The sequence below is a fragment of the Pseudomonas sp. R62 genome (assembly GCF_000257605.1).
Lineage (GTDB): Bacteria > Pseudomonadota > Gammaproteobacteria > Pseudomonadales > Pseudomonadaceae > Aquipseudomonas > Aquipseudomonas atacamensis.
In genome coordinates, this window is the sequence record NZ_JH635998.1 from 263,941 (window position 1) to 282,944 (window position 19,004).

Here is a 19,004-nt window from a genome sequence, read left to right on the forward strand (position 1 = left end):
GCCGAGGATCGCGGCCATGCCGCCCTGCCCGGCCGGCACCGCTTCCTGCATCAACTGACCACGGCGCTCGACGAGCTTGACCGCGTCAGCCAGGCTCAGGCTGCCGGCAGCGACCAGCGCGCTGTATTCACCCAGGCTATGGCCGGCGACGAATGCCGGGCGCGCGCCGCCTTCGGCCAGCCACAGACGCCACAGGGCGATCGAAGCGGTCAGAATGGCCGGTTGGGTTTTGTCGGTTTGATTGAGCAGCTCTTCCGGGCCCTGCTGGGTCAGTGCCCACAGGTCGTAGCCCAGCGCAGCAGAGGCTTCTTGAAAGGTTTCGAGGATCAGCGGATGTTGCGCGCCCAGCTCGGCCAGCATGCCGAGGGACTGCGAACCCTGTCCTGGAAAGACGAATGCGAGGGAAGCAGACATGTAACAAGCCCCTAATGATCTTGTCGTCGGAAAATAACGCCCCGTTGGGGACGCCAGAAACTGACAGTTTGGATGGCCCTTTGAACCGGGCGGTCACATTTAAGCATTGTCCGACGAAAACGCCTAAGACAACAGTTCCTCCAGACGACCGTGGAGACGCTCGGGCAGATTCTCCTGAATCTCGATCAGCGCCCGTTGAATGGCACTCTGAAAGCCCTGCACCCCTGCCGATCCGTGACTTTTCACAACGATGCCCTGCAAGCCGAGAAAGCTTGCGCCATTATGTCGCGCCGGGGCCAGATCAGCTTGCAGACGCTTCATCAACGGCAGCGCAAGAGCGCCGACAGCGCGCGAGGCCAAGTTTTTCTTGAACAACGCCTCGATGCGCGCCGCAATCATCGTCGCCAGGCCTTCGCTGGACTTGAGCAGGATATTGCCGACGAAGCCGTCACACACCACCACGTCGGCCTCACCGCGATACAAGCCGTCGCCTTCGATAAAGCCGATGTAGTTGATCCCGCGCGCAGCCTGCAACAGCGTTGCGGCCAGTTTGACCTGCTGATTGCCCTTGATGTCTTCGGTGCCGATGTTCAGCAACGCAACACGTGGACGGGCAATGCCCAAAGTCTGCGAAGCCACCGAACCCATCACCGCGAACTGCAACAGGTGCTCGGCACTGCAATCGACGTTGGCGCCCAGATCGAGCAACTGGCAATAACCGGTCTGCGTCGGAATCGCCGCAACCATGGCCGGACGATCAATGCCCGGCAATGTCTTCAGCACGAATCGCGACAAGGCCATCAACGCACCCGTATTGCCGGCACTGACACAGGCCTGCACCTTGCCATCGCGCAGCAGTTCAAGGGCTACACGCATCGACGAATCCGGCTTGCCACGCAGGGCCTGAGCGGGTTTTTCGTCCATGGTGATGACTTCGCTGGCCGCAACAATCGTCAGGCGCGCGCGATCGGCAGCCGACTGGCCGTGGATCAGTTCTTCAAGAAGGGAGGGTTGACCGACGAGGGTCAGGTGCAGCGAGGGTGTAGCAGACAGGCAAGCGAGACTGGCCTGAACAATGCTGCGGGGACCGAAGTCCCCGCCCATTGCGTCAATCGCGATGACTTGAGCAGACAAGTGATTACTCGTCAGCGCCCTTGTCGATCACTTTACGGCCACGGTATACGCCTTCTGGCGATACGTGGTGACGCAGGTGAACTTCACCAGTGGTTTTTTCTACAGACAGGGTGCTAGCCTCGAGAGCGTCGTGCGAACGGCGCATGTCACGGGCAGAGCGGGATTTTTTGTTCTGCTGAACAGCCATAATTGATTAACTCCTAAACGTTTGGGTCACGCTTTAACTGCGCCAATACACTGAACGGGTTGGACCGCGTTACCTCGTCCTCGCTCGGTTCGGGCTCATCTGCTCCCGCCGGCTGCTGGCATTCTTCCGGATGATGAGCAGGCACAATGGGCAAGGCGAGCAAAAGCTCCTCCTCGATCAGTGACTGCAGATCCAATGGATCTTCGCCCAGTTCCAGCACGTCATAACCTTTCGGCAACGACTGGGTATTCGCACCCTCCTTCACCACCGCGTAACTGCATTCGCTGTGGATCGGCAGGGTGACCAGCTCAAGACAACGCTGGCAAACCATTTTGACTTCGGTGTCGATAAAGCTGTGGATGACCACAGACTTACGTTCATCTCGTTCAAAAACGAATTTGGCCTGCACCGTACCGACATCGTCGGAAAGCGGGTCGCAGAGTCTCTTCAAATCGGCCAGCAGCAGTTCACCTTGAAGGGTGGTGCCACGGTCAGCCAATTTGCGCGGGTCAACGTGAGGTGGAATCGGGTCATTCAACATAGGCGCAGCATTATAGGGATGCACCCACCCATGTCAAAGGAAATTGTGCCCTGTCCGTCACTTGCGCGCCTCCGCTAGAATCCGCAGCTGCCTCAGGAGACGTCCATGCTGCCTTTATTACTCGCTTCAAGCTCGACTTATCGCCGTGAATTGCTCGCCCGCCTGCACTTGCCGTTCGTCTGCAGCTCGCCGGACATCGACGAAAGCCATCGCCCGGGCGAGTCCGCAATCGACCTGGTCAAACGCCTCGCCGAAGAAAAGGCCCGCGCCCTGGCGGACAGCCACCCTGCTCATCTGATCATTGGCTCGGATCAGGTCGCCGTCCTCGGCGAACAGATCATCGGCAAGCCGCACACCTTCGAGAAGGCTCGCGAGCAATTGATGGCGGCGAGCGGCGCGAGCGTGACATTCCTGACCGGTCTGGCACTGCTCAACAGCCACACCGGGCAATGCCAGGTCGACTGCGTGCCGTTTACCGTGCACATGCGTCAGCTGGATCAGGCGCGCATCGAACGCTACCTGCGCATCGAGCAACCGTACGACTGCGCCGGCAGCTTCAAGGCCGAAGGACTGGGCGTGAGCCTGTTTCAATCGACCGAAGGCCCGGATGCCACCAGCCTGATCGGCCTGCCGCTGATTCGCCTGATCGACATGTTGTTGGTCGAAGGCGTGCAAATCCCTTAAAAGCAAAAGATCGCAGCCTTCGGCAGCTCCTACACCGATCCGTGCAAGAGTTGCCGCCGACTGCGATCTTTCGACCTTGAAACGTCTTACCGCAACGAAGGCCCGTGGAAACCCATCCACATCGCCAACTGCTCGGCCACGCTGGCGCCGAGCTTTTTCGAGAAGCGATCGAACGGCGATTCCTGCACGGTGAAGTCCACCAGCTCCTTCTCGCCAATCACATCACGCGCCACCGAACTGGCACTGCCCAAGCCATCGATCAGACCCAGCGGCAGCGCCTGCTCACCCGACCAGACCAGCCCGGAAAACAGCTCCGGATGCTCTTTGTCCTTCAGGCGATCACCACGACCCTGCTTGACGCTGTTGATGAACTGCTTGTGCGTGGTGTCGAGCACGCTTTGCCAGAAGGCGGTTTCTTCAGGCTTTTGCGGCTGGAACGGATCCAGGAATGCCTTGTGTTCGCCCGAGGTGTAGGTGCGACGCTCAACCCCGAGCTTTTCCATGGCGCCGACAAAACCGTAACCCGCTGCTGTCACGCCGATTGAGCCGACCAGACTGGCCTTGTCGGCGTAGATCTGATCCGCCGCGCTGGCGATGTAATAGGCGCCCGAAGCACCAAGATCGGAAATCACTGCGTAGAGCTTGATCTCTGGATGCAGGCCACGCAAACGCTTGATCTCGTCATAGACATAACCGGACTGCACCGGACTGCCGCCCGGACTGTTGATGCGCAGGACTACGCCCTTGACCTTTTTGTCTTCGAACGCCGCACGCAGGCTGCCAACGATATTATCGGCGCTAGCCGGCTCCTTGTCGGCGATTACACCATCGATCTCGATCAACGCTGTGTAGTTCGGGCCGCGGGTGGCGCTTTTTTCCATGTCCATCAGCGGCGTGAACAGCAGCAGCGCAACAAACAGATAAACAAACGTCAGCAGCTTGAAGAAAATCCCCCAGCGCCGCGAACGGCGTTGTTCCTGCACGCCGGCCAGCAAAGTCTTTTCCAACAGCTTCCAGCTTTTCGCGTCACCGTCGTCGGCACTTGCCTTGGCCGGTGCTTTCCATTCGTCGCTCATGCCATCTACCCCAGCAAAAACGTATTAAGCCCGCTGACCCAGCCAGGCGTGCAATTCAGAAAAACGGTCGATCGACAGACGCGGCTCGAACTGTTGCAGGGACTCGATCGATTGCGCGCCATAACTGACCGCCACCGAATCCATCCCCGCGTTGCGCGCCATCAGCAGATCGAACGACGAATCACCGACCATCAACGCCTGCTCCGGGCGCACGCCGCAGTGGCTGACAATCTGCTCAAGCATCAGAGGGTGTGGCTTGCTGGCAGTTTCATCGGCAGCGCGGGTGATATCGAAATAATCTTCCCAGCCATTGGCCTTGAGCACCCTATCCAGTCCGCGACGATTCTTGCCCGTCGCTACCGCCAGGTGATAACCCTGCTCGCGAAACGATGCCATCGACTCGACCACGCCCTCGAACAGCGGCGAAGGCACGGCTTCGGCAGCGATGTAGTGATCGGCGTAGTACTCGCGAAACGCGAGCATTTCTGCGTCGCTGATTTCGGGATATAGGGTGCGAATCGCTTCCGGCAAGCCGAGACCGATGATGCCTTTGACGGCGAAGTCATCGCGCAGCTCGAAACCGGAACGCCCGGACGCCGAGTGCATCGCCTCGACGATCCGATGAATGGAATCGGCGAGGGTGCCGTCCCAGTCGAAAATCAACAGCTTGTAATCAGATGGGCGCACTCAATCGCTCCACGGTCTTGGCCCACATTTCATCGACGGGCGCTTGCAGATTCAGCTTGCCGCCGTCGGGCAGCGGCACGGTCAGCATGTAGGCGTGCAGGAACAGGCGCTTACCACCCAGATCGCGGATTTCCTTGGTGAAATCCTCGTCGCCATACTTACTGTCACCGGCAATGCAATGGCCAGCATGCAAGGTGTGCACGCGAATCTGGTGGGTACGACCGGTAACCGGTTTCGCCTCGACCATGGTGGCAAAATCGCCGAAGCGGCGCAGCACCTTGAACAGCGTCAGGGCTTCTTTGCCTTCATCGTTAACTTCGACCATGCGCTCGCCGGAGCGCAGATTGCTCTTGAGCAACGGTGCGCGAACCTGCTTGATCGAGGTTGCCCAGTTGCCACGGACCAGCGCCATGTAGCGCTTGTCGACGCCGTCGCCGCGCAACTGCTCGTGCAGGTGGCGCAACATGCTGCGCTTCTTGGCGATCATCAGCAGGCCGGAGGTGTCACGGTCCAGACGATGTACCAGCTCCAGTTCCTTGGCATCGGGACGCAACTGACGAAAGGCTTCGATCACGCCGAAATTCAGCCCGCTGCCACCGTGAACCGCAATGCCGGCGGGCTTGTTGATCACGATCAGGGCTTTGTCTTCGAAGACGATCGAGGCTTCCAGGCGCTGCAACAGCCCCTGGGCCAGCGGCACCGGTTCGTCGCGCTCAGGCACGCGAACCGGCGGCACGCGCACGATATCGCCGGCCTGCAGCTTGTATTCGGGCTTGATCCGACCTTTGTTCACACGCACTTCGCCTTTGCGCAAAATGCGGTAGATCAAGGTCTTGGGCACGCCTTTGAGCCGGGCGAGGAGAAAGTTGTCGATTCGTTGGCCGGCATACTCCGGCGAGACTTCAAGCAGTTGAACGCCTGGAGTCGAAGGGGCAGTAGTTGTCATGCCGCGGATGATAACAATTTTTATGGAATTGAAGCACTTAATCATTGCTGCTATAGTCGCGAACGCCGCCAAAAGCGGCCTGGGCAGCGGAACCACGGTCAAAGACCGGCCCTGACCAACGCAATTCACCAGGGCGCGAGGCCGTCCTACGGGGCTTTCGCTACGTAACGGTGGAGTTTGCGGTTGTAACGAGCGCAGGTGACATGAGGCCTGAATTACACCGCCGAGCAGAGTTCTCACTCGCCCGGCAGGCAACATTCAAGGCCAGTTCACAAAGTGCAGTCGACTGCGAATGACCCCGAGCGATTGCTTCGGAAACATCGCCTGAATTAGCCATGATGCGTGACCTCCCCTTTCGGAGCTCACGGTAAATGCCAACCCGCTGCGGATTCTGCGCGCGGCAGCACCCGAATTATCAGGGATACGTGTAGGGTGGAGATGCACAACCGCCGGACTGTGTAGCAACAAGCTTTGATCAAGACGCTTCATCTCGTCCACAGCCGCTGGTTGATTCCTCCTCCTGACTGAGTGCTTAAGTAGCCACAGCAAGCAGGACGCGTACGTCGCGGTATCGGCCCAATTGGCCGCACATCGCTGGACACGGGAATGGCCAACCACTCCCGACGCACCTGACACCGACCGTGAGAAGTCGTGTGTGCCGAACGCCGTTTCCGGCAGCCCGGAAACCGACGGTACTACATGAAAAGAATGCTGATTAACGCAACTCAACCCGAAGAGTTGCGTGTTGCACTGGTAGATGGCCAGCGCCTCTACGACCTGGACATCGAATCCGGTGCACGCGAGCAGAAGAAGGCCAACATCTATAAAGGCCGTATCACTCGCATCGAACCAAGCCTTGAGGCTGCCTTTGTCGATTTCGGCTCCGAGCGCCACGGCTTCCTGCCCCTCAAAGAAATCTCCCGCGAATACTTCAAGAAAGCCCCCGAAGGCCGCGTCAACATCAAGGACGTCCTGAGCGAAGGCCAGGAAGTCATCGTTCAGGTCGAGAAAGAAGAACGTGGCAACAAGGGCGCCGCCCTGACCACCTTCATCAGCCTCGCCGGTCGTTACCTCGTACTGATGCCGAACAACCCGCGTGCCGGCGGCATCTCCCGTCGCATCGAAGGCGAAGAGCGCAACGAACTGCGTGAAGCGCTGAACGGCCTGGTCGCTCCGGCCGACATGGGTCTGATCGTGCGCACTGCCGGCCTGGGCCGCAGCAGCGAAGAAATGCAGTGGGACCTCGACTACCTGCTGCAACTGTGGACCGCCATCAAAGAAGCCTCGCTGGATCGCTCCGCGCCATTCCTGATCTACCAGGAAAGCAACGTGATCATCCGCGCCATCCGCGATTACCTGCGCCAGGACATCGGCGAAGTACTGATCGACAGCGTTGAAGCCCAGGACGAAGCCCTGACATTCATCCGCCAGGTGATGCCGCAGTACGCCAGCAAGATCAAGCTATACGAAGACAGCGTGCCGCTGTTCAACCGTTTCCAGATCGAAAGCCAGATCGAGACCGCATTCCAGCGCGTCGTCGAACTGCCTTCCGGCGGCTCCATCGTCATCGATCCGACCGAAGCCCTGGTGTCCATCGACATCAACTCGGCGCGCGCCACCAAGGGCAGCGACATCGAAGAAACCGCCCTGCAGACCAACCTTGAAGCCGCCGAAGAAATCGCCCGTCAGTTGCGCCTGCGCGACATCGGCGGCCTGATCGTCATCGACTTCATCGACATGACCCCGGCCAAGAACCAGCGCGCCGTGGAAGAGAAAGTCCGCGAATGCCTGGAAGCTGACCGCGCCCGTGTGCAGATCGGTCGCATCTCGCGTTTCGGCCTGCTGGAAATGTCCCGTCAGCGCCTGCGTCCATCGCTGGGCGAAAGCAGCGGCATCGTCTGCCCGCGTTGCAACGGCACCGGCATCATCCGTGACGTTGAATCGCTGTCGCTGGCCATTCTGCGCCTGATCGAAGAAGAAGCCCTGAAAGACCGCACCGCCGAAGTTCGCGCGCAAGTGCCGATCCCGGTCGCTGCGTTCCTGCTCAACGAAAAACGCAACTCGATCACCAAGATCGAACTGCGCACCCGTGCCCGTATCGTCATTCTGCCGAACGATCACCTCGAGACGCCGCACTTTGAAGTTCAGCGTCTGCGTGACGACAGCCCGGAAGCCGCGACCAACCAGTCCAGCTACGAAATCGCTGCGGCCGCTGCCGAAGTCGAAGAAGTCCAGCCAGCCGCTGCGACTCGCACGCTGGTTCGCCAGGAAGCTGCAGTGAAAACCGCGCCGGCCCGTGCCAATGCACCGGTGCCGACTGAAGTTGCACCTGCCGCACCTGCTCCTGCACCGGTTGCCGCACCTGAGCCTAGCCTGTTCAAGGGCCTGGTGAAGTCGCTGGTCAGCCTGTTCGCCACCAAGGAAGAGCCAGCCGCACCGGTCGCGGTTGCGAAACCGGCTGCCACCGAGCGTCCTGCCCGCAACGAAGAGCGCCGCAACGGTCGTCAGCAGAGCCGCAACCGTAACGGTCGCCGCGATGAAGAACGCAAGCCGCGCGAAGAACGTGCTCCACGTGAAGAGCGCGCACCACGCGAGCCGCGCGAAGAGCGCCAGCCACGTGAAGCCCGCGAGCCGCGTGAAACCCGCAGCGAAGCGCCGGTAGCCCGCGAAGAGCGCGCACCACGTGCCCCGCGTGAAGAACGTGCACCGCGTGCACCACGTGAAGATCGCAAGCCGCGTGGCGAGCGTGAAGAACGCGTGCGTGAACTGCGCGAGCCGCTGGACGCCGCGCCAGCCGCAGCCGCAGCTGTTGCTGCCGTGACCGCTGAAGAGCGTCCGGCCCGTCAGCCACGCGAAGAACGCGCTCCGCGTCCACCGCGTGAAGAGCGTCAACCGCGTGCCGAGCAGGCCGCTGCTGCCGTCGCTGAAGAAGAAGTGAACAGCAACAACGAAGAGCAACTGCCGGAAGACGGTCAGGACAACGCCGAAGGCGATCGTCCACGTCGTCGCTCCCGTGGCCAGCGTCGTCGCAGCAACCGTCGCGAGCGTCAACGTGATGCCAACGGCAACGTGATCGAAGGTTCGGAAGAATCCGAGTCCGCTGAAAACGCTGGCGAGCCAAGCACTGCCGATCTGGCCGCTGGCCTGGCCGTCACCGCCGCCGTTGCCAGCAGCACCATCAGCGCTCCGGCAGAAGCCCAAGCCCACGAGCAGGCTGAACGCGCCACCGCCGCCACACTGGAAACTGCTCCAGTCGAAGCGCCGGTTGTCGAAGCCACCACTCCAGTGGTAGTGACTGCTGCACCGGAAATCGAAGTCGCTCCGGTCCGCGAAGCTCAGCCTCAGGTTGAAGCGCCTGCCGAGCCGGAAGCTGTCGTTGAAGCGCCAGTTGCTGAATCCGAACCAGCGACCGAAACCGTCAGCGAAAACGTGACCAAAACCGTGCGTGAAGTTCGCGAAGAGCAGACTGCGTTCAACTGGGTTGCCGAGCCAGCCGTCACTGAAACTCCAGCGCCAGTCGCTGAAGCCGAAGTACCGCAGGCCATGGTTTCCGAACCAGTGGTTGTAGCGGCCGAACCGGCTCCAGAGCCAGTGGTTGAAGCACCAGCTGTCGAAGCACCAGTTGCAAAAGCTCAGGCCGAAGAAGCGCCAGCCGCAGTCGAAGCGCCAGCGCCAGTGGTTGAAGCGCCGGCTCCGGTCAGCGCCCTGACGCCAAACGGCCGTGCGCCAAACGACCCGCGTGAAGTGCGTCGTCGCAAGCGTGAAGCCGAGCGTCTGCAGAAGGAAGCCGAACTGGCTGCCGCTGCAGCGCCAGTGGCTGCCGAACCAGCCGCTGCGGCTGAAGTGGTCGAGGCAGCCCCTGCCCCGGTCGCGGAAGAAGCATCGGTAGAATCGGTGATCGCTGAAGCACCACGCTCCGTTCAGGACGCGGTTGAACAGCGCGAAGAAGCCCAGGAAAAAGAGCACGAGCCTAAACCACTCGTGTAATTCCTGAAGCCAATATAAAGCCCCGCCTGGTGAAAGCCTGGCGGGGCTTTTTATTACCTGAAATACCGGCATCTTCCACAACCTTTGTGGGAGCGAGCCTGCTCGCGAAAGCGCTGGGTCAGACAATATTCATGTAACTGAACGAGCGCATTCGCGAGCAGGCTCGCTCCCACAAGGGATACAACACGGCTCAGGGCCGAGGAAATACCAGAGATTCAGGCACATCGATATCCCACAACACCCCCGGATCATCCACCGCCACTTCCACCACCCTGCCCTGCGCAAACAACGGCCGTGCGCCACGATCGCCGGTCAGCGCCTGCAATTGCGCGCCAAACGAACGACCAAACCCCACCGGATGACCAAACTCCCCACCCAGCACCGGCACGCTCACCGCATCATCAGCCATCGCCGCGACCACTCGCTCGATACTCGAAGGCAAGATAAACGGCATATCGCCGAGCACAATCAACCAGCCATCAGCGCCCGGGCAAGCGGCAACACCTGCGGCAATGCTGTCGCCCATGCCGGTCGATTCGATCGACACCACGTCGCAGCCGTAAGCCTGAGCCATGCGCATCGCCTGCGGTCGAGCCTCGTTGGTGACCAGTACACGCTTGTCGAGACTGGCCGGCAGGTTCACCAGCACCTGCTCGATGACCGAGCGAACCGCGCCGTCGCGCCCGGTGCAGTCAGCGAGCAATTTGTCTTTGTCGCTGCCGGCGATCTGGCGAAAGCGTTTGCCCTCGCCCGCCGCCAGCACAATCACTGCGATGGATTGGCTCATGCACCCTCCAGCGGTTTTTTCTGTTTCAGCTCCACACCGTTCTTGATCGCGACAATTTCCGCCAGCAACGACAAGGCGATCTCTGCCGGCGAATGACTGCCGATGTGCAGGCCGATCGGCCCATGCAAGCGATCAATCGACGCTTGCGACAAGCCTAGCTGAGCCAGATTTTCCCGGCGCTTCTGGCTGTTGACCCGCGAGCCGAGCGCGCCGACATAGAACGCCGGCGAGTCGAGCGCAGTGAGCAAGGCCATGTCATCCAGACGTGGATCGTGAGTCAAGGCGACAATCGCTGTGCGCTCGTCGGTCTGGATGTTCAGCACAGCCTCATCCGGCATGCCGGGGACGAAACGGCCATGCTGCTCTTCCCAGCCGTAAACGAACTCGGTTCGCGGATCGCAGATCAGCACTTCGAAATCCAGCAGCCGCGCCATGTCGGCGACGTAGCGCGACAACTGCCCGGCACCGATCAGCAACAAGCGCCAGCGCGGACCATAAATCGCTCGCAGAGTCTTGCCGTCGAACACCAGCGAATCGGACTTGCTCGCCGGAGCCAGCCGCACCTCGCCGGTTTCGATGTTCAGTTCTCGAGCAACGATTTCATGATTTTCGCAACGCTGCAGCAGCTCGGCCACCCACGCGGGGTCACCGACGCGCTCTTCGGTCAGGCGCAGGGTGCCACCGCAAGGCAGACCGAAACGCGCGGCCTCCTCTCGGGTCACGCCATAAGTGATCATCTGCACCGGCGGGCCGTCGGTGGCGATGCGGCCGTCGTGCAGCCGCGCGATCAAGTCATCCTCGACACAGCCGCCCGACACCGAGCCGATCACCACGCCGTCCTCGCGCAAGGCGAGCATGGCACCGGGCGAGCGCGGCGCAGTGCCCCAGGTCTGCACCACGCTGAACAGCACCACCCGCTGTCCGGCGCGGCGCCACTCGAGGACGCTGCGCAGGACGTTGAGATCGACGCTGTCCATTACGCTTGCGCCTTCTGCCAGCCCTGCAACTGATACCGCACCGGCAGATTGCGGATGCGCTTGCCGGTGGCGGCGAAGATCGCATTGCACAGCGCCGGGGCAATCGGCGGCACACCCGGCTCACCAACGCCACCCAACGGCACGTCACCCGGCGGCGTCACCAGATGCACCGCGACTTCCTTGGGCGCCAGCGACATGCGCGCGACCTCGTACATATGGAAGTTGTCCTGCTGGACCTTACCGTCCTTGAAGCTGATCTCACCGAGCACGGCGTTGCCCAGGCCCATGACGCATGCACCTTCGAACTGCGAACGGATGCGCTCAGGGTTGATCTGCGGCCCGCAGTCCACGGCGATGTCGGCCTTGTGCACGATCAGCGAACCGTCGTCCTTGACCTCGACTTCAATCACCGCCGCCACATAGGTGACGAAGCTGTAATGCACCGCCAGACCGAGACCACGACCCTTGGGCAGTTTGCGCCCCCAACCGGCGGCCTTGGCGGCAGTTTCCAGCACCGTGCGCATGCGTCCTGTGTCGATCGGGTAACGCTCGGGCGATTCGCCGTAGTTCCACTCTTCGCTCAAGGTGCGAGGATCAATCTGCCGGTCCGGGCCGAGCAGTTTGATCTGGTACTTGAGCGGATCTTCCCCGGCCTTGTGCGCCAGTTCGTCGACGAAGCTCTGAATCGCGAAGCCGTGGGGAATGTTCGACACCGAGCGGTACCAGCCGACGCGGGTGTGTACCTTGGCTTCGGGGTTTTCCAGGCGGACGTTGGGAATCGCATAGGCCATGTTGGTAAAGCCCATGCCCAGCTCGAACGCCGCTTCGTGGTTCATGTCCGGCGCAAACAGCGCGGTGATGCTTGGCGCCACGGTGCGATGCAGCCACCCGGACGGCATGCCGTTCTTGTCGATGCCGGCCTTAAGATATTCCGCCGACACGGTGTGGAAATACGAATTGTGGATGTCGTCTTCGCGGGTCCACTGCACCCGTACAGCCTTGCCCGGAAACTCCTTGGCGAGGATCGCCGCTTCAACGACGAAGTCCGGTTTCGACTTGCGCCCGAACCCACCGCCCAGCAGCGTTACGTTGAAAGTGACCTTTTCGAACGGCACGCCCAGACGCTCGGCGATGCGCTCACGGGTGACCTGCGGTGCCTGACTCGGCGCCCAGGCCTCGCAGACGCCGTCCTTGTAACGGGCGATAGCAACCATCGGTTCCATCGGCGCCTGCGCCAGGTGCGGCAGGTAATACGACGCTTCGAGAGTGCTGGCAGCGCCGCTCAAGGCCTTGTCGATATCACCGGTGTTGCGCACCACTTTGCCGGCCTTCAGCGACGCGGCTTCAAGCTCTTTGCGATAGGCAATCGAGTCATAACTGGCATTCGGGCCGTCATCCCACTCGATCTTCAGCGCCTCGCGGCCCTTGATCGCCGCCCAGGTGTTGCTGGCCACAACCGCGACGCCGCCCAATGGCTGGAACTCTGACGGCAATGGCCGGCCTTCGATCTGAATGACTTTTAGCACGCCGGGGACTTTCAGCGCGGCGCTGTCATCGAGGCTTTTGACCTTGCCGCCGTACACTGCCGGGCGAGCGATAGTGGCGTAGAGCATGCCGTCGAAATGCACGTCGGCGCCGTACACTGCGCGGCCATTGACGATGTCGGCACCGTCGATGGCCTTGGTGCCTTCCTTGCCGATGTAGCGAAATTCCGACGGCTGCTTGAGTCGCAGGCTGTCACGCGCCGGCACTGCCAGCGCACTGGCCGCAGCGGCGAGTTCGCCGTAGCCCAGTTCACGGCCGGACGGTTTGTGAATGACCTTGTGCAGTTGCGCATGGCATTCGCCAACCGGCACTATCCACTGCGCAGCAGCGGCCTGTTCGAGCATGGTCCGCGCGGCGGCGCCACAACGCCGCATCGGCTCGTACCAGTGACGCATGCTGCGCGAACCATCGGTGTCCTGGTTGCCGAAGCGCACTTCGTCGCCCGGCGCCTGCTGCACTTTGACCTGCGCCCAATCGGCCTCAAGTTCATCGGCAACCACCATGCTCAGGCTGGTGCGCACGCCCTGGCCCATTTCCGAACGGTTGCACACCACGGTGACGCTGCCATCGGCAGCAATGCTCACGTAGACCTTGGGATCGTCGATCCAGCCATTCGGCATGCCATCGGCGCCAAACTTCTTCGCAGCGTCATCGGCCAGCGCATCCTGCCAGCCCCAGCTCGCGGCGAGGACCAGCGCGCTGGTGGCGCCGACGCCTTTGAGAAAACCACGGCGGCTGAGGTTGCTCAGGGCGAAATCATTCGGGACGCGGCTCATGCCTTCACCTCCTTCAGGTGGGTGGAGGCCTGGCGGATCGCGGTTTTGATCCGGTTGTAGGTGCCGCAGCGGCAGATGTTACCGACCATGGCTTCTTCGATCTGCTCGTCGCTCGGGTTGGGGTTGGTTTTCAGCAGAGCGGTGGCCGACATGATCTGCCCGCCCTGGCAATAACCGCATTGAGCCACGGCGCTGTCGAGCCAGGCTTGCTGCACGACCTTGCCGACCGGATCGGCGTGGAGATTATCGATGGTGGTGACGTTCTGGCCGATTACTGAGCCGATCGGCGTGATGCAACTGCGTGCCGGCAAGCCGTCGATATGGATGGTGCAGGCGCCGCACAGGCCCATGCCGCAACCGAATTTGGTGCCGTTGTAGCCGGCGACGTCACGAATCGCCCACAACAGCGGCATGTCTTCGGTGACATCGAGGGAGTGGTCTTGACCGTTGAGTTTCAGGGTAATCATGGGCACGCCCGCATATTTTTTAGTGGTTATGGGGTCGAGCAATCTGCCGCCGGAAAATCAGCGGTGGGTTCGCGCAGATCGACTCAGGCTAATCAGGCTCTCTCGCGCCGACGGGAACGTCTGCACCGGGCCTTTGGGTGGAGCAAATGGTAGGTATCGTTAGGTCGCTAAGTTAACCCAGCATTAACAAAAAAGCCCTGCACTTTTTTCATCAGTGCAGGGCTTTGGATGGCGTCAGGCAAGCGTAGCCTCAATACCGGTTGGGCTCCATTTCCAGTTCGACATGAAACCGTTCGGCGATGTCTTTCTGGATACGTTGCGCCAGGTCGAGCAGTTGCAGGCCGGTGGCCGTGCCGTAGTTGACCAGCACCAGCGCCTGCAACTTGTGCACGCCGGCATCGCCGTCGCGGAAGCCTTTCCAGCCGGCGCGTTCGATCAGCCAGCCAGCGGCCAGTTTCATCTGCCCATCGGCTTGCGGGTAAGCCACCAGATCCGGGTGCTGCGCTTGGATCTGCGTGACCACAGCGGCAGGCACCAGCGGATTCTTGAAAAAGCTGCCGGCATTGCCGAGCACCGCCGGGTCCGGCAGTTTTTCACTGCGGATGCTGCAGATGGCGCGGCTGACGTCGCTGGGCGTCGGCTGCTCGATGCCCTGCTCGCTCAGGCGCTGACGGACCGGGCCGTATTCCAGATGCAGGTGCGCGGCGCGATCAAGCTTGAAGCGTACCCGCAGGATCAGCCAACGTCCCGGCTGCTGCTTGAACACACTGTCGCGGTAGCCGAAATTGCACTGCTCCAGGCTGAAATCCCGCAGCTCGCCGCTCTCGCGGTCCAGCGCAGTCAGGCCGGCAAACACGTCCTTGATCTCGACACCATAGGCGCCGATGTTCTGCATCGGCGCGGCGCCGACGGTGCCGGGAATCAGGCTGAGGTTTTCCAGCCCGGCAAAACCCGCGGCCAGCGTGTGCTGCACGAACGGATGCCACGGTTCGCCCGCTTCCGCCTCGACCACCACGCGACTGCCATAGTCGCTGAGCACGCGGATGCCGCGCGTGGCCATGCGCAATACCAACGCCGCAATATCCGCCGTGAGCAGCAAGTTGCTGCCGCCGCCGATCACCAGCAACGGCACGTCATGGGAAGCGGCATAGGCCAGCGCTTCGCGGACATCGTCATCACTGCGGGCTTCGGCAAACAGCTGCGCGCGCACATCGACGCCAAACGTATTGAAGGCCTGCAACGATACTTGCGGTTGCACCTGCAAACTCATAAACGGCCCTTCACTTCGATCAGCAACTGGTCGCAGGCCGCTTCGATCAGATCGAGCACCTGCTCGAAACCCTGATCACCGTCGTAATACGGGTCCGGCACTTCATCGAGCAGCCCGGCATAACGACGCAAAAACAGATCCAGCTCGGCCCTGCCGGTGGACGGCTGCAAGGCCTTGAGGTTGCGCAGATTGCTGTTATCCATGGCGAGAATCAGGTCGTAGATGGCGAAATCGGCCCGGCTGACCTGCTGCGCGCGTTGCGTCGACAGGTCATAACCGCGCAGTTTCGCCGCCGCCTGGCTGCGCTTGTCCGGCGGGTTGCCGACGTGCCAGTCACCGGTGCCGGCGGAGGCCACTTCGACCGCATCGGCCAGCCCGGCTTCACGCAACTTGTGGCGCAACACGCCTTCAGCGGTGGGCGAACGGCAGATGTTGCCCAGGCACACAAACAGAACGCGCATCAGGCCCCCAGCAGGCGACGAACCCGCTCAAGGTCTTCAACGGTGTCGACACCGGTCGGCGGCGCGATCAGCGCGTCGGCAACATGGATACGCACGCCATGCCACAAGGCACGCAGTTGCTCGAGGGATTCGGTGTTTTCCAGCCAGCACGGCCCCCAGCTCACGAAGTCGTGGAGGAACCCGGCGCGATAGGCATAAATGCCGATGTGGCGGCGATAGGGCACGCCTTGCGGCAGCTGCTCGCGGCTCTTGGCAAATGCATCGCGAGCCCACGGCAAGGTCGCGCGGCTGAAAGTCAGCGCGAGGCCGTTGATGTCGCTGGCGACCTTGACCACGTTGGGGTTGAACAGGGTTTCCACGTCTTCGATCGGCTCAGCCAGCGTGGCCATGCGCGCTTCGGTGTGGGCAGCAAGGTTGGCGGCGACCTGGTCGATCACGCTTGGCGGAATCAGCGGCTCATCGCCCTGGACGTTGACCACGATCGCATCAGGCGCAAGGCCCAGTTTAGCCGCGACCTCGGCCAGACGATCAGTGCCGGAGTTGTGATCTTCACGGGTCAGCACCACTTCGGCGCCAAAGCTTTTGCATGCCTCGACGATGCGTGCATCGTCAGTTGCAACAACGACGCGGGTCGCGCTGCTTTTGCTCGCCTGTTCCCAGACATGCTGGATCATCGGTTTGCCGGCAATATCCAGCAACGGCTTGCCCGGCAGACGGGTCGAGGCGAACCGCGACGGGATGACAACGGTGAAGGCTGTGGTCATTTATCCAGACGCTCGTCGGTGGTCAGGGTGCGCGCTTCGCTTTCCAGCATCACCGGGATGCCGTCGCGGATCGGATAGGCCAGGCCGGCGCCCTTGCTGATCAGTTCGGTCTTGTCGGCGCTGAGCTTGAGTGGGCCTTTGCACACGGGGCAAGCGAGGATGTCGAGCAGTTTGGTGTCCATGAACATTCCCAGAAATAAAAGAGTTAAGGCAGCAGACGATCCGGCAACAGGCGCATCAGCTGAGTGTCGAACCAGGCCACGAAGGCTGGCGACGGCACGGCATCGACCGCCAGATACCACCAGTCGGCAGCAGCAAAGGCACGGCACTTCACCGCGTCCTTTTCGGTCATCACCAACGGCAATGACGGGGTGAAATTCAACGCCTGCACGCTGTACTCGGCGTGGTCGGCAAATGCATGGGCGATCGGCCGCCAGTCTAGCGCTTCGAGGGTATTGAAGAAACGTTGCGGGTTGCCGATCCCGGCCACCGCATGCAGCGCTTGCCCGGGCGGGAAATGCTCGAGCGACTGACGCTCGCCGCTGCGCAGATTGACCAGGGCCGTAGGTTGCAGGCGGAAGGCGAAACCATCGTCGCGATCATCAAGGGCACCGTTGAACAGCACGCCATCAACGCTTTGCAGGCGCTCGACCGGCTCACGCAACGGCCCGGCCGGCAGACAGCGCTGGTTGCCCAGGCCCCGTGCGGCATCGATCAGCACCAGCTCCAGATCCCGCGCCAGACGATAATGCTGCATGCCATCGTCGGACAGAATCAGATCCAGCGGTTCACTGGCGATCAAGGCTTTGACGGCGGCGCTGCGATCAGGGTCGATCATCAGCGGCACGCCGGTGCGCTGGACGATCAGCAACGGCTCGTCACCGGCAATCTCGGCGCTGTGCTCGGCCTCAACCCGCCACGGCAGTTGCGGCGGTTTGGCGCCGTAACCGCGACTGACCACGCCGACGCGCAGTCCACGGCGTCGGCAATGTTCGATCAGCCAGAGAATCATCGGCGTCTTGCCGGTACCGCCAACGGTGATATTGCCGACCACGATCAACGGCACGGGCGACTGGTAGATCTCGCCTTGACCATCGAGAAAGCGCTGACGCTTGTTGATCACCACACGGCGATACAGCATTTCCAGTGGCCGCAGCAGCGTCAGGGCCGGATGCCCCTGATACCACGCGGCGAGCAGGCGATCGGACATGCTCATCAGGATTTCGGCGCCGCCTCGACCGTGGTCATGCGCAGATGGCTGAAACCGAGCTTGCCGGCCGCGTCCATGGCGGTGATCACTGATTGATGCTGGGCCTTGCCATCGGCACTGATCGACAACGGCATGTTGGTGTCGCCGTTGGATTCTTTCTGCATGGCTTCCATCAGCGTCGCCAGATCATTCTTCGGCAGAATCTTGTTGTTCACCGAGAACACGCCTTCGGCACTGATCGCGACGTCCAGCTGTTTGACCTGCTGATCTTCGGCAGGCGAACCGCTGACCGCTTCCGGCAGATCCACGCGCAACTGGGTTTCCCGAGTGAAAGTGGTAGTCACCACGAAAAACAGCAGCAGGATAAACACCACGTCAATCAGCGACGCGAGGTTGATGTCTACGGTTTCCCGGGGCTTGCGACGGAATTTCACGCTTTGCCCTCGGCCAGATCGACATCACGGTCGCCCTGCACTACTTCCACCAGTTTGATCGCTTCCTGCTCCATACCGACCACCAGCTCGTCGATGCGGCGCTGCAAAAACCGGTGGAAGAACACCGCTGGAATCCCGACCATCAGGCCCGCTGCGGTCGTGATCAGCGCTTTGGAAATACCGCCGGCCAGTACCGAAGCATTGGTGGTCATGCCGGAGCCGGTGAAGGCACTGAAAATGTCGATCATGCCCAGCACGGTGCCGAGCAGGCCGAGCAGCGGCGCCATGGCGGCTATGGTGCCGAGTGCGTTGATGTAGCGTTCGAGTTCATGAATGACCCGCGCGGCGGCCTCTTCGATGCACTCTTTCATGATCTCGCGACCATGCTTGGAATTGGCCAGGCCTGCGGCGAGGATTTCCCCCAGCGGCGAGTTGGCGCGCAATTCCTTGAGTTTTTCCTTGTTGAGCTGCTTGTCCTTGATCCAGACCCAGACCTGACCCAGCAGATGCTCGGGGGTGACGCGACTGGCGCGCAGTGTCCACAGGCGCTCGGCGACGATCGCCATGGCCGCGATGGAACTCAGAATGATCGGCAACATCATCCAGCCGCCGGATTTGACCAATTCCCACACAGTGACAGTCCCCTCGAAAAAGTGC

The 19,004-nt window shown here is 61.5% G+C and carries 20 protein-coding genes; 2 read left to right on the plus strand and 18 right to left on the minus strand.

Features of this window, described 5'->3' with window-relative positions:
• The 4 genes from OQK_RS02675 to OQK_RS02690 all read right to left on the minus strand — a co-directional run.
• Positions 1-414: ACP S-malonyltransferase (locus OQK_RS02675; RefSeq protein WP_038860469.1), on the minus strand; the 414-nt coding region annotated here is incomplete at its 3' end.
• Between the two features lie 123 nt (positions 415-537).
• A complete protein-coding gene (plsX, locus tag OQK_RS02680; protein ID WP_081489818.1) occupies positions 538-1,548 on the minus strand; it encodes a phosphate acyltransferase PlsX in 1,011 nt (336 codons plus the stop codon).
• Positions 1,549-1,552: 4 nt separating this feature from the next.
• Positions 1,553-1,735: a 50S ribosomal protein L32 gene (rpmF, locus tag OQK_RS02685; protein ID WP_003179396.1), complete on the minus strand. Its 183-nt coding sequence runs from the start codon at positions 1,733-1,735 to the stop codon at positions 1,553-1,555.
• A gap of 13 nt (positions 1,736-1,748) precedes the next feature.
• Positions 1,749-2,276 carry a YceD family protein gene (locus OQK_RS02690; protein ID WP_003204262.1) on the minus strand — a complete coding sequence of 176 codons (528 nt, stop codon included), beginning with the start codon at positions 2,274-2,276 and terminating at the stop codon, positions 1,749-1,751.
• Between the two features lie 105 nt (positions 2,277-2,381).
• On the opposite strand from OQK_RS02690, the gene OQK_RS02695 reads away from it, so the two are divergent.
• Positions 2,382-2,960: a Maf family protein gene (locus OQK_RS02695; RefSeq protein WP_016770991.1), complete on the plus strand. Its 579-nt coding sequence runs from the start codon at positions 2,382-2,384 to the stop codon at positions 2,958-2,960.
• Between the two features lie 86 nt (positions 2,961-3,046).
• On the opposite strand, the gene sppA is transcribed toward OQK_RS02695, so the two are convergent.
• From sppA to rluC, 3 genes are read right to left on the minus strand one after another with little or no spacing between them, the layout of a single operon-like run.
• Positions 3,047-4,036, minus strand: a complete 990-nt coding sequence (gene sppA, locus OQK_RS02700; protein ID WP_016770992.1) for a signal peptide peptidase SppA — start codon at positions 4,034-4,036, stop codon at positions 3,047-3,049.
• 24 nt (positions 4,037-4,060) lie between these two features.
• The gene (locus tag OQK_RS02705; protein ID WP_016770993.1) at positions 4,061-4,723 is read right to left on the minus strand and encodes an HAD-IA family hydrolase; all 663 of its coding nucleotides are present in this window, start codon (positions 4,721-4,723) and stop codon (positions 4,061-4,063) included.
• Positions 4,710-5,669 carry a 23S rRNA pseudouridine(955/2504/2580) synthase RluC gene (gene rluC / locus OQK_RS02710; protein WP_016770994.1) on the minus strand — a complete coding sequence of 320 codons (960 nt, stop codon included), beginning with the start codon at positions 5,667-5,669 and terminating at the stop codon, positions 4,710-4,712. The genes OQK_RS02705 and rluC overlap by 14 nt, the downstream gene beginning before the upstream one ends.
• Positions 5,670-6,368: 699 nt before the next feature.
• Here rluC and rne point away from each other — a divergent pair.
• A complete protein-coding gene (rne, locus tag OQK_RS02715; protein ID WP_016770996.1) occupies positions 6,369-9,656 on the plus strand; it encodes a ribonuclease E in 3,288 nt (1,095 codons plus the stop codon).
• Between the two features lie 190 nt (positions 9,657-9,846).
• Here the strand turns inward: rne and OQK_RS02720 are convergent, their stop codons facing one another.
• From OQK_RS02720 to OQK_RS02770, 11 genes are all read right to left on the minus strand, one after another.
• Positions 9,847-10,443, minus strand: coding sequence for a nucleotidyltransferase family protein (locus OQK_RS02720; RefSeq protein ID WP_016770997.1), 597 nt, complete (start codon positions 10,441-10,443; stop codon positions 9,847-9,849).
• Positions 10,440-11,420, minus strand: a complete 981-nt coding sequence (locus OQK_RS02725; protein WP_016770998.1) for an XdhC family protein — start codon at positions 11,418-11,420, stop codon at positions 10,440-10,442. Before OQK_RS02725 ends, OQK_RS02720 begins: the two co-directional genes overlap by 4 nt.
• Positions 11,420-13,741 (minus strand): xanthine dehydrogenase family protein molybdopterin-binding subunit, encoded by a 2,322-nt coding sequence (locus OQK_RS02730; RefSeq protein ID WP_016770999.1) that lies wholly within the window; start codon positions 13,739-13,741, stop codon positions 11,420-11,422. Before OQK_RS02730 ends, OQK_RS02725 begins: the two co-directional genes overlap by 1 nt.
• The gene (locus OQK_RS02735) at positions 13,738-14,208 is read right to left on the minus strand and encodes a (2Fe-2S)-binding protein (protein ID WP_016771000.1); all 471 of its coding nucleotides are present in this window, start codon (positions 14,206-14,208) and stop codon (positions 13,738-13,740) included. The genes OQK_RS02730 and OQK_RS02735 overlap by 4 nt, the downstream gene beginning before the upstream one ends.
• A gap of 250 nt (positions 14,209-14,458) precedes the next feature.
• Positions 14,459-15,478: a UDP-N-acetylmuramate dehydrogenase gene (murB, locus tag OQK_RS02740; protein WP_016771001.1), complete on the minus strand. Its 1,020-nt coding sequence runs from the start codon at positions 15,476-15,478 to the stop codon at positions 14,459-14,461.
• Complete coding sequence (locus OQK_RS02745) at positions 15,475-15,939, minus strand: low molecular weight protein-tyrosine-phosphatase (RefSeq protein WP_016771002.1); 465 nt, start codon at positions 15,937-15,939, stop codon at positions 15,475-15,477. Before OQK_RS02745 ends, murB begins: the two co-directional genes overlap by 4 nt.
• Positions 15,939-16,703 carry a 3-deoxy-manno-octulosonate cytidylyltransferase gene (gene kdsB / locus OQK_RS02750; RefSeq protein ID WP_016771003.1) on the minus strand — a complete coding sequence of 255 codons (765 nt, stop codon included), beginning with the start codon at positions 16,701-16,703 and terminating at the stop codon, positions 15,939-15,941. Before kdsB ends, OQK_RS02745 begins: the two co-directional genes overlap by 1 nt.
• On the minus strand, positions 16,700-16,885 hold the full coding sequence (locus OQK_RS02755; RefSeq protein ID WP_003179363.1) for a Trm112 family protein: 186 nt from the start codon (positions 16,883-16,885) through the stop codon (positions 16,700-16,702). The genes kdsB and OQK_RS02755 overlap by 4 nt, the downstream gene beginning before the upstream one ends.
• Before the next feature lie 23 nt (positions 16,886-16,908).
• Complete coding sequence (gene lpxK, locus OQK_RS02760; protein ID WP_016771005.1) at positions 16,909-17,919, minus strand: tetraacyldisaccharide 4'-kinase; 1,011 nt, start codon at positions 17,917-17,919, stop codon at positions 16,909-16,911.
• On the minus strand, positions 17,919-18,347 hold the full coding sequence (locus OQK_RS02765) for an ExbD/TolR family protein (protein WP_016771006.1): 429 nt from the start codon (positions 18,345-18,347) through the stop codon (positions 17,919-17,921). The genes lpxK and OQK_RS02765 overlap by 1 nt, the downstream gene beginning before the upstream one ends.
• Positions 18,344-18,979 carry a MotA/TolQ/ExbB proton channel family protein gene (locus OQK_RS02770; RefSeq protein WP_016771007.1) on the minus strand — a complete coding sequence of 212 codons (636 nt, stop codon included), beginning with the start codon at positions 18,977-18,979 and terminating at the stop codon, positions 18,344-18,346. Before OQK_RS02770 ends, OQK_RS02765 begins: the two co-directional genes overlap by 4 nt.
• Positions 18,980-19,004: the final 25 nt, after the last annotated feature.

What these genes read in the sequence shown, in the direction of transcription:
- rpmF (WP_003179396.1), bottom strand. Translation starts at nt 1,735, where the DNA reads ATGGCTGTTCAGCAGAACAAAAAATCCCGCTCTGCCCGTGACATGCGC.
- OQK_RS02690 (WP_003204262.1), bottom strand. Translation starts at nt 2,276, where the DNA reads ATGTTGAATGACCCGATTCCACCTCACGTTGACCCGCGCAAATTGGCT.
- OQK_RS02695 (WP_016770991.1), top strand. Translation starts at nt 2,382, where the DNA reads ATGCTGCCTTTATTACTCGCTTCAAGCTCGACTTATCGCCGTGAATTG.
- sppA (WP_016770992.1), bottom strand. Translation starts at nt 4,036, where the DNA reads ATGAGCGACGAATGGAAAGCACCGGCCAAGGCAAGTGCCGACGACGGT.
- rluC (WP_016770994.1), bottom strand. Translation starts at nt 5,669, where the DNA reads ATGACAACTACTGCCCCTTCGACTCCAGGCGTTCAACTGCTTGAAGTC.
- rne (WP_016770996.1), top strand. Translation starts at nt 6,369, where the DNA reads ATGAAAAGAATGCTGATTAACGCAACTCAACCCGAAGAGTTGCGTGTT.
- OQK_RS02720 (WP_016770997.1), bottom strand. Translation starts at nt 10,443, where the DNA reads ATGAGCCAATCCATCGCAGTGATTGTGCTGGCGGCGGGCGAGGGCAAA.
- OQK_RS02725 (WP_016770998.1), bottom strand. Translation starts at nt 11,420, where the DNA reads ATGGACAGCGTCGATCTCAACGTCCTGCGCAGCGTCCTCGAGTGGCGC.
- OQK_RS02730 (WP_016770999.1), bottom strand. Translation starts at nt 13,741, where the DNA reads ATGAGCCGCGTCCCGAATGATTTCGCCCTGAGCAACCTCAGCCGCCGT.
- OQK_RS02735 (WP_016771000.1), bottom strand. Translation starts at nt 14,208, where the DNA reads ATGATTACCCTGAAACTCAACGGTCAAGACCACTCCCTCGATGTCACC.
- murB (WP_016771001.1), bottom strand. Translation starts at nt 15,478, where the DNA reads ATGAGTTTGCAGGTGCAACCGCAAGTATCGTTGCAGGCCTTCAATACG.
- OQK_RS02745 (WP_016771002.1), bottom strand. Translation starts at nt 15,939, where the DNA reads ATGCGCGTTCTGTTTGTGTGCCTGGGCAACATCTGCCGTTCGCCCACC.
- kdsB (WP_016771003.1), bottom strand. Translation starts at nt 16,703, where the DNA reads ATGACCACAGCCTTCACCGTTGTCATCCCGTCGCGGTTCGCCTCGACC.
- OQK_RS02755 (WP_003179363.1), bottom strand. Translation starts at nt 16,885, where the DNA reads ATGGACACCAAACTGCTCGACATCCTCGCTTGCCCCGTGTGCAAAGGC.
- lpxK (WP_016771005.1), bottom strand. Translation starts at nt 17,919, where the DNA reads ATGAGCATGTCCGATCGCCTGCTCGCCGCGTGGTATCAGGGGCATCCG.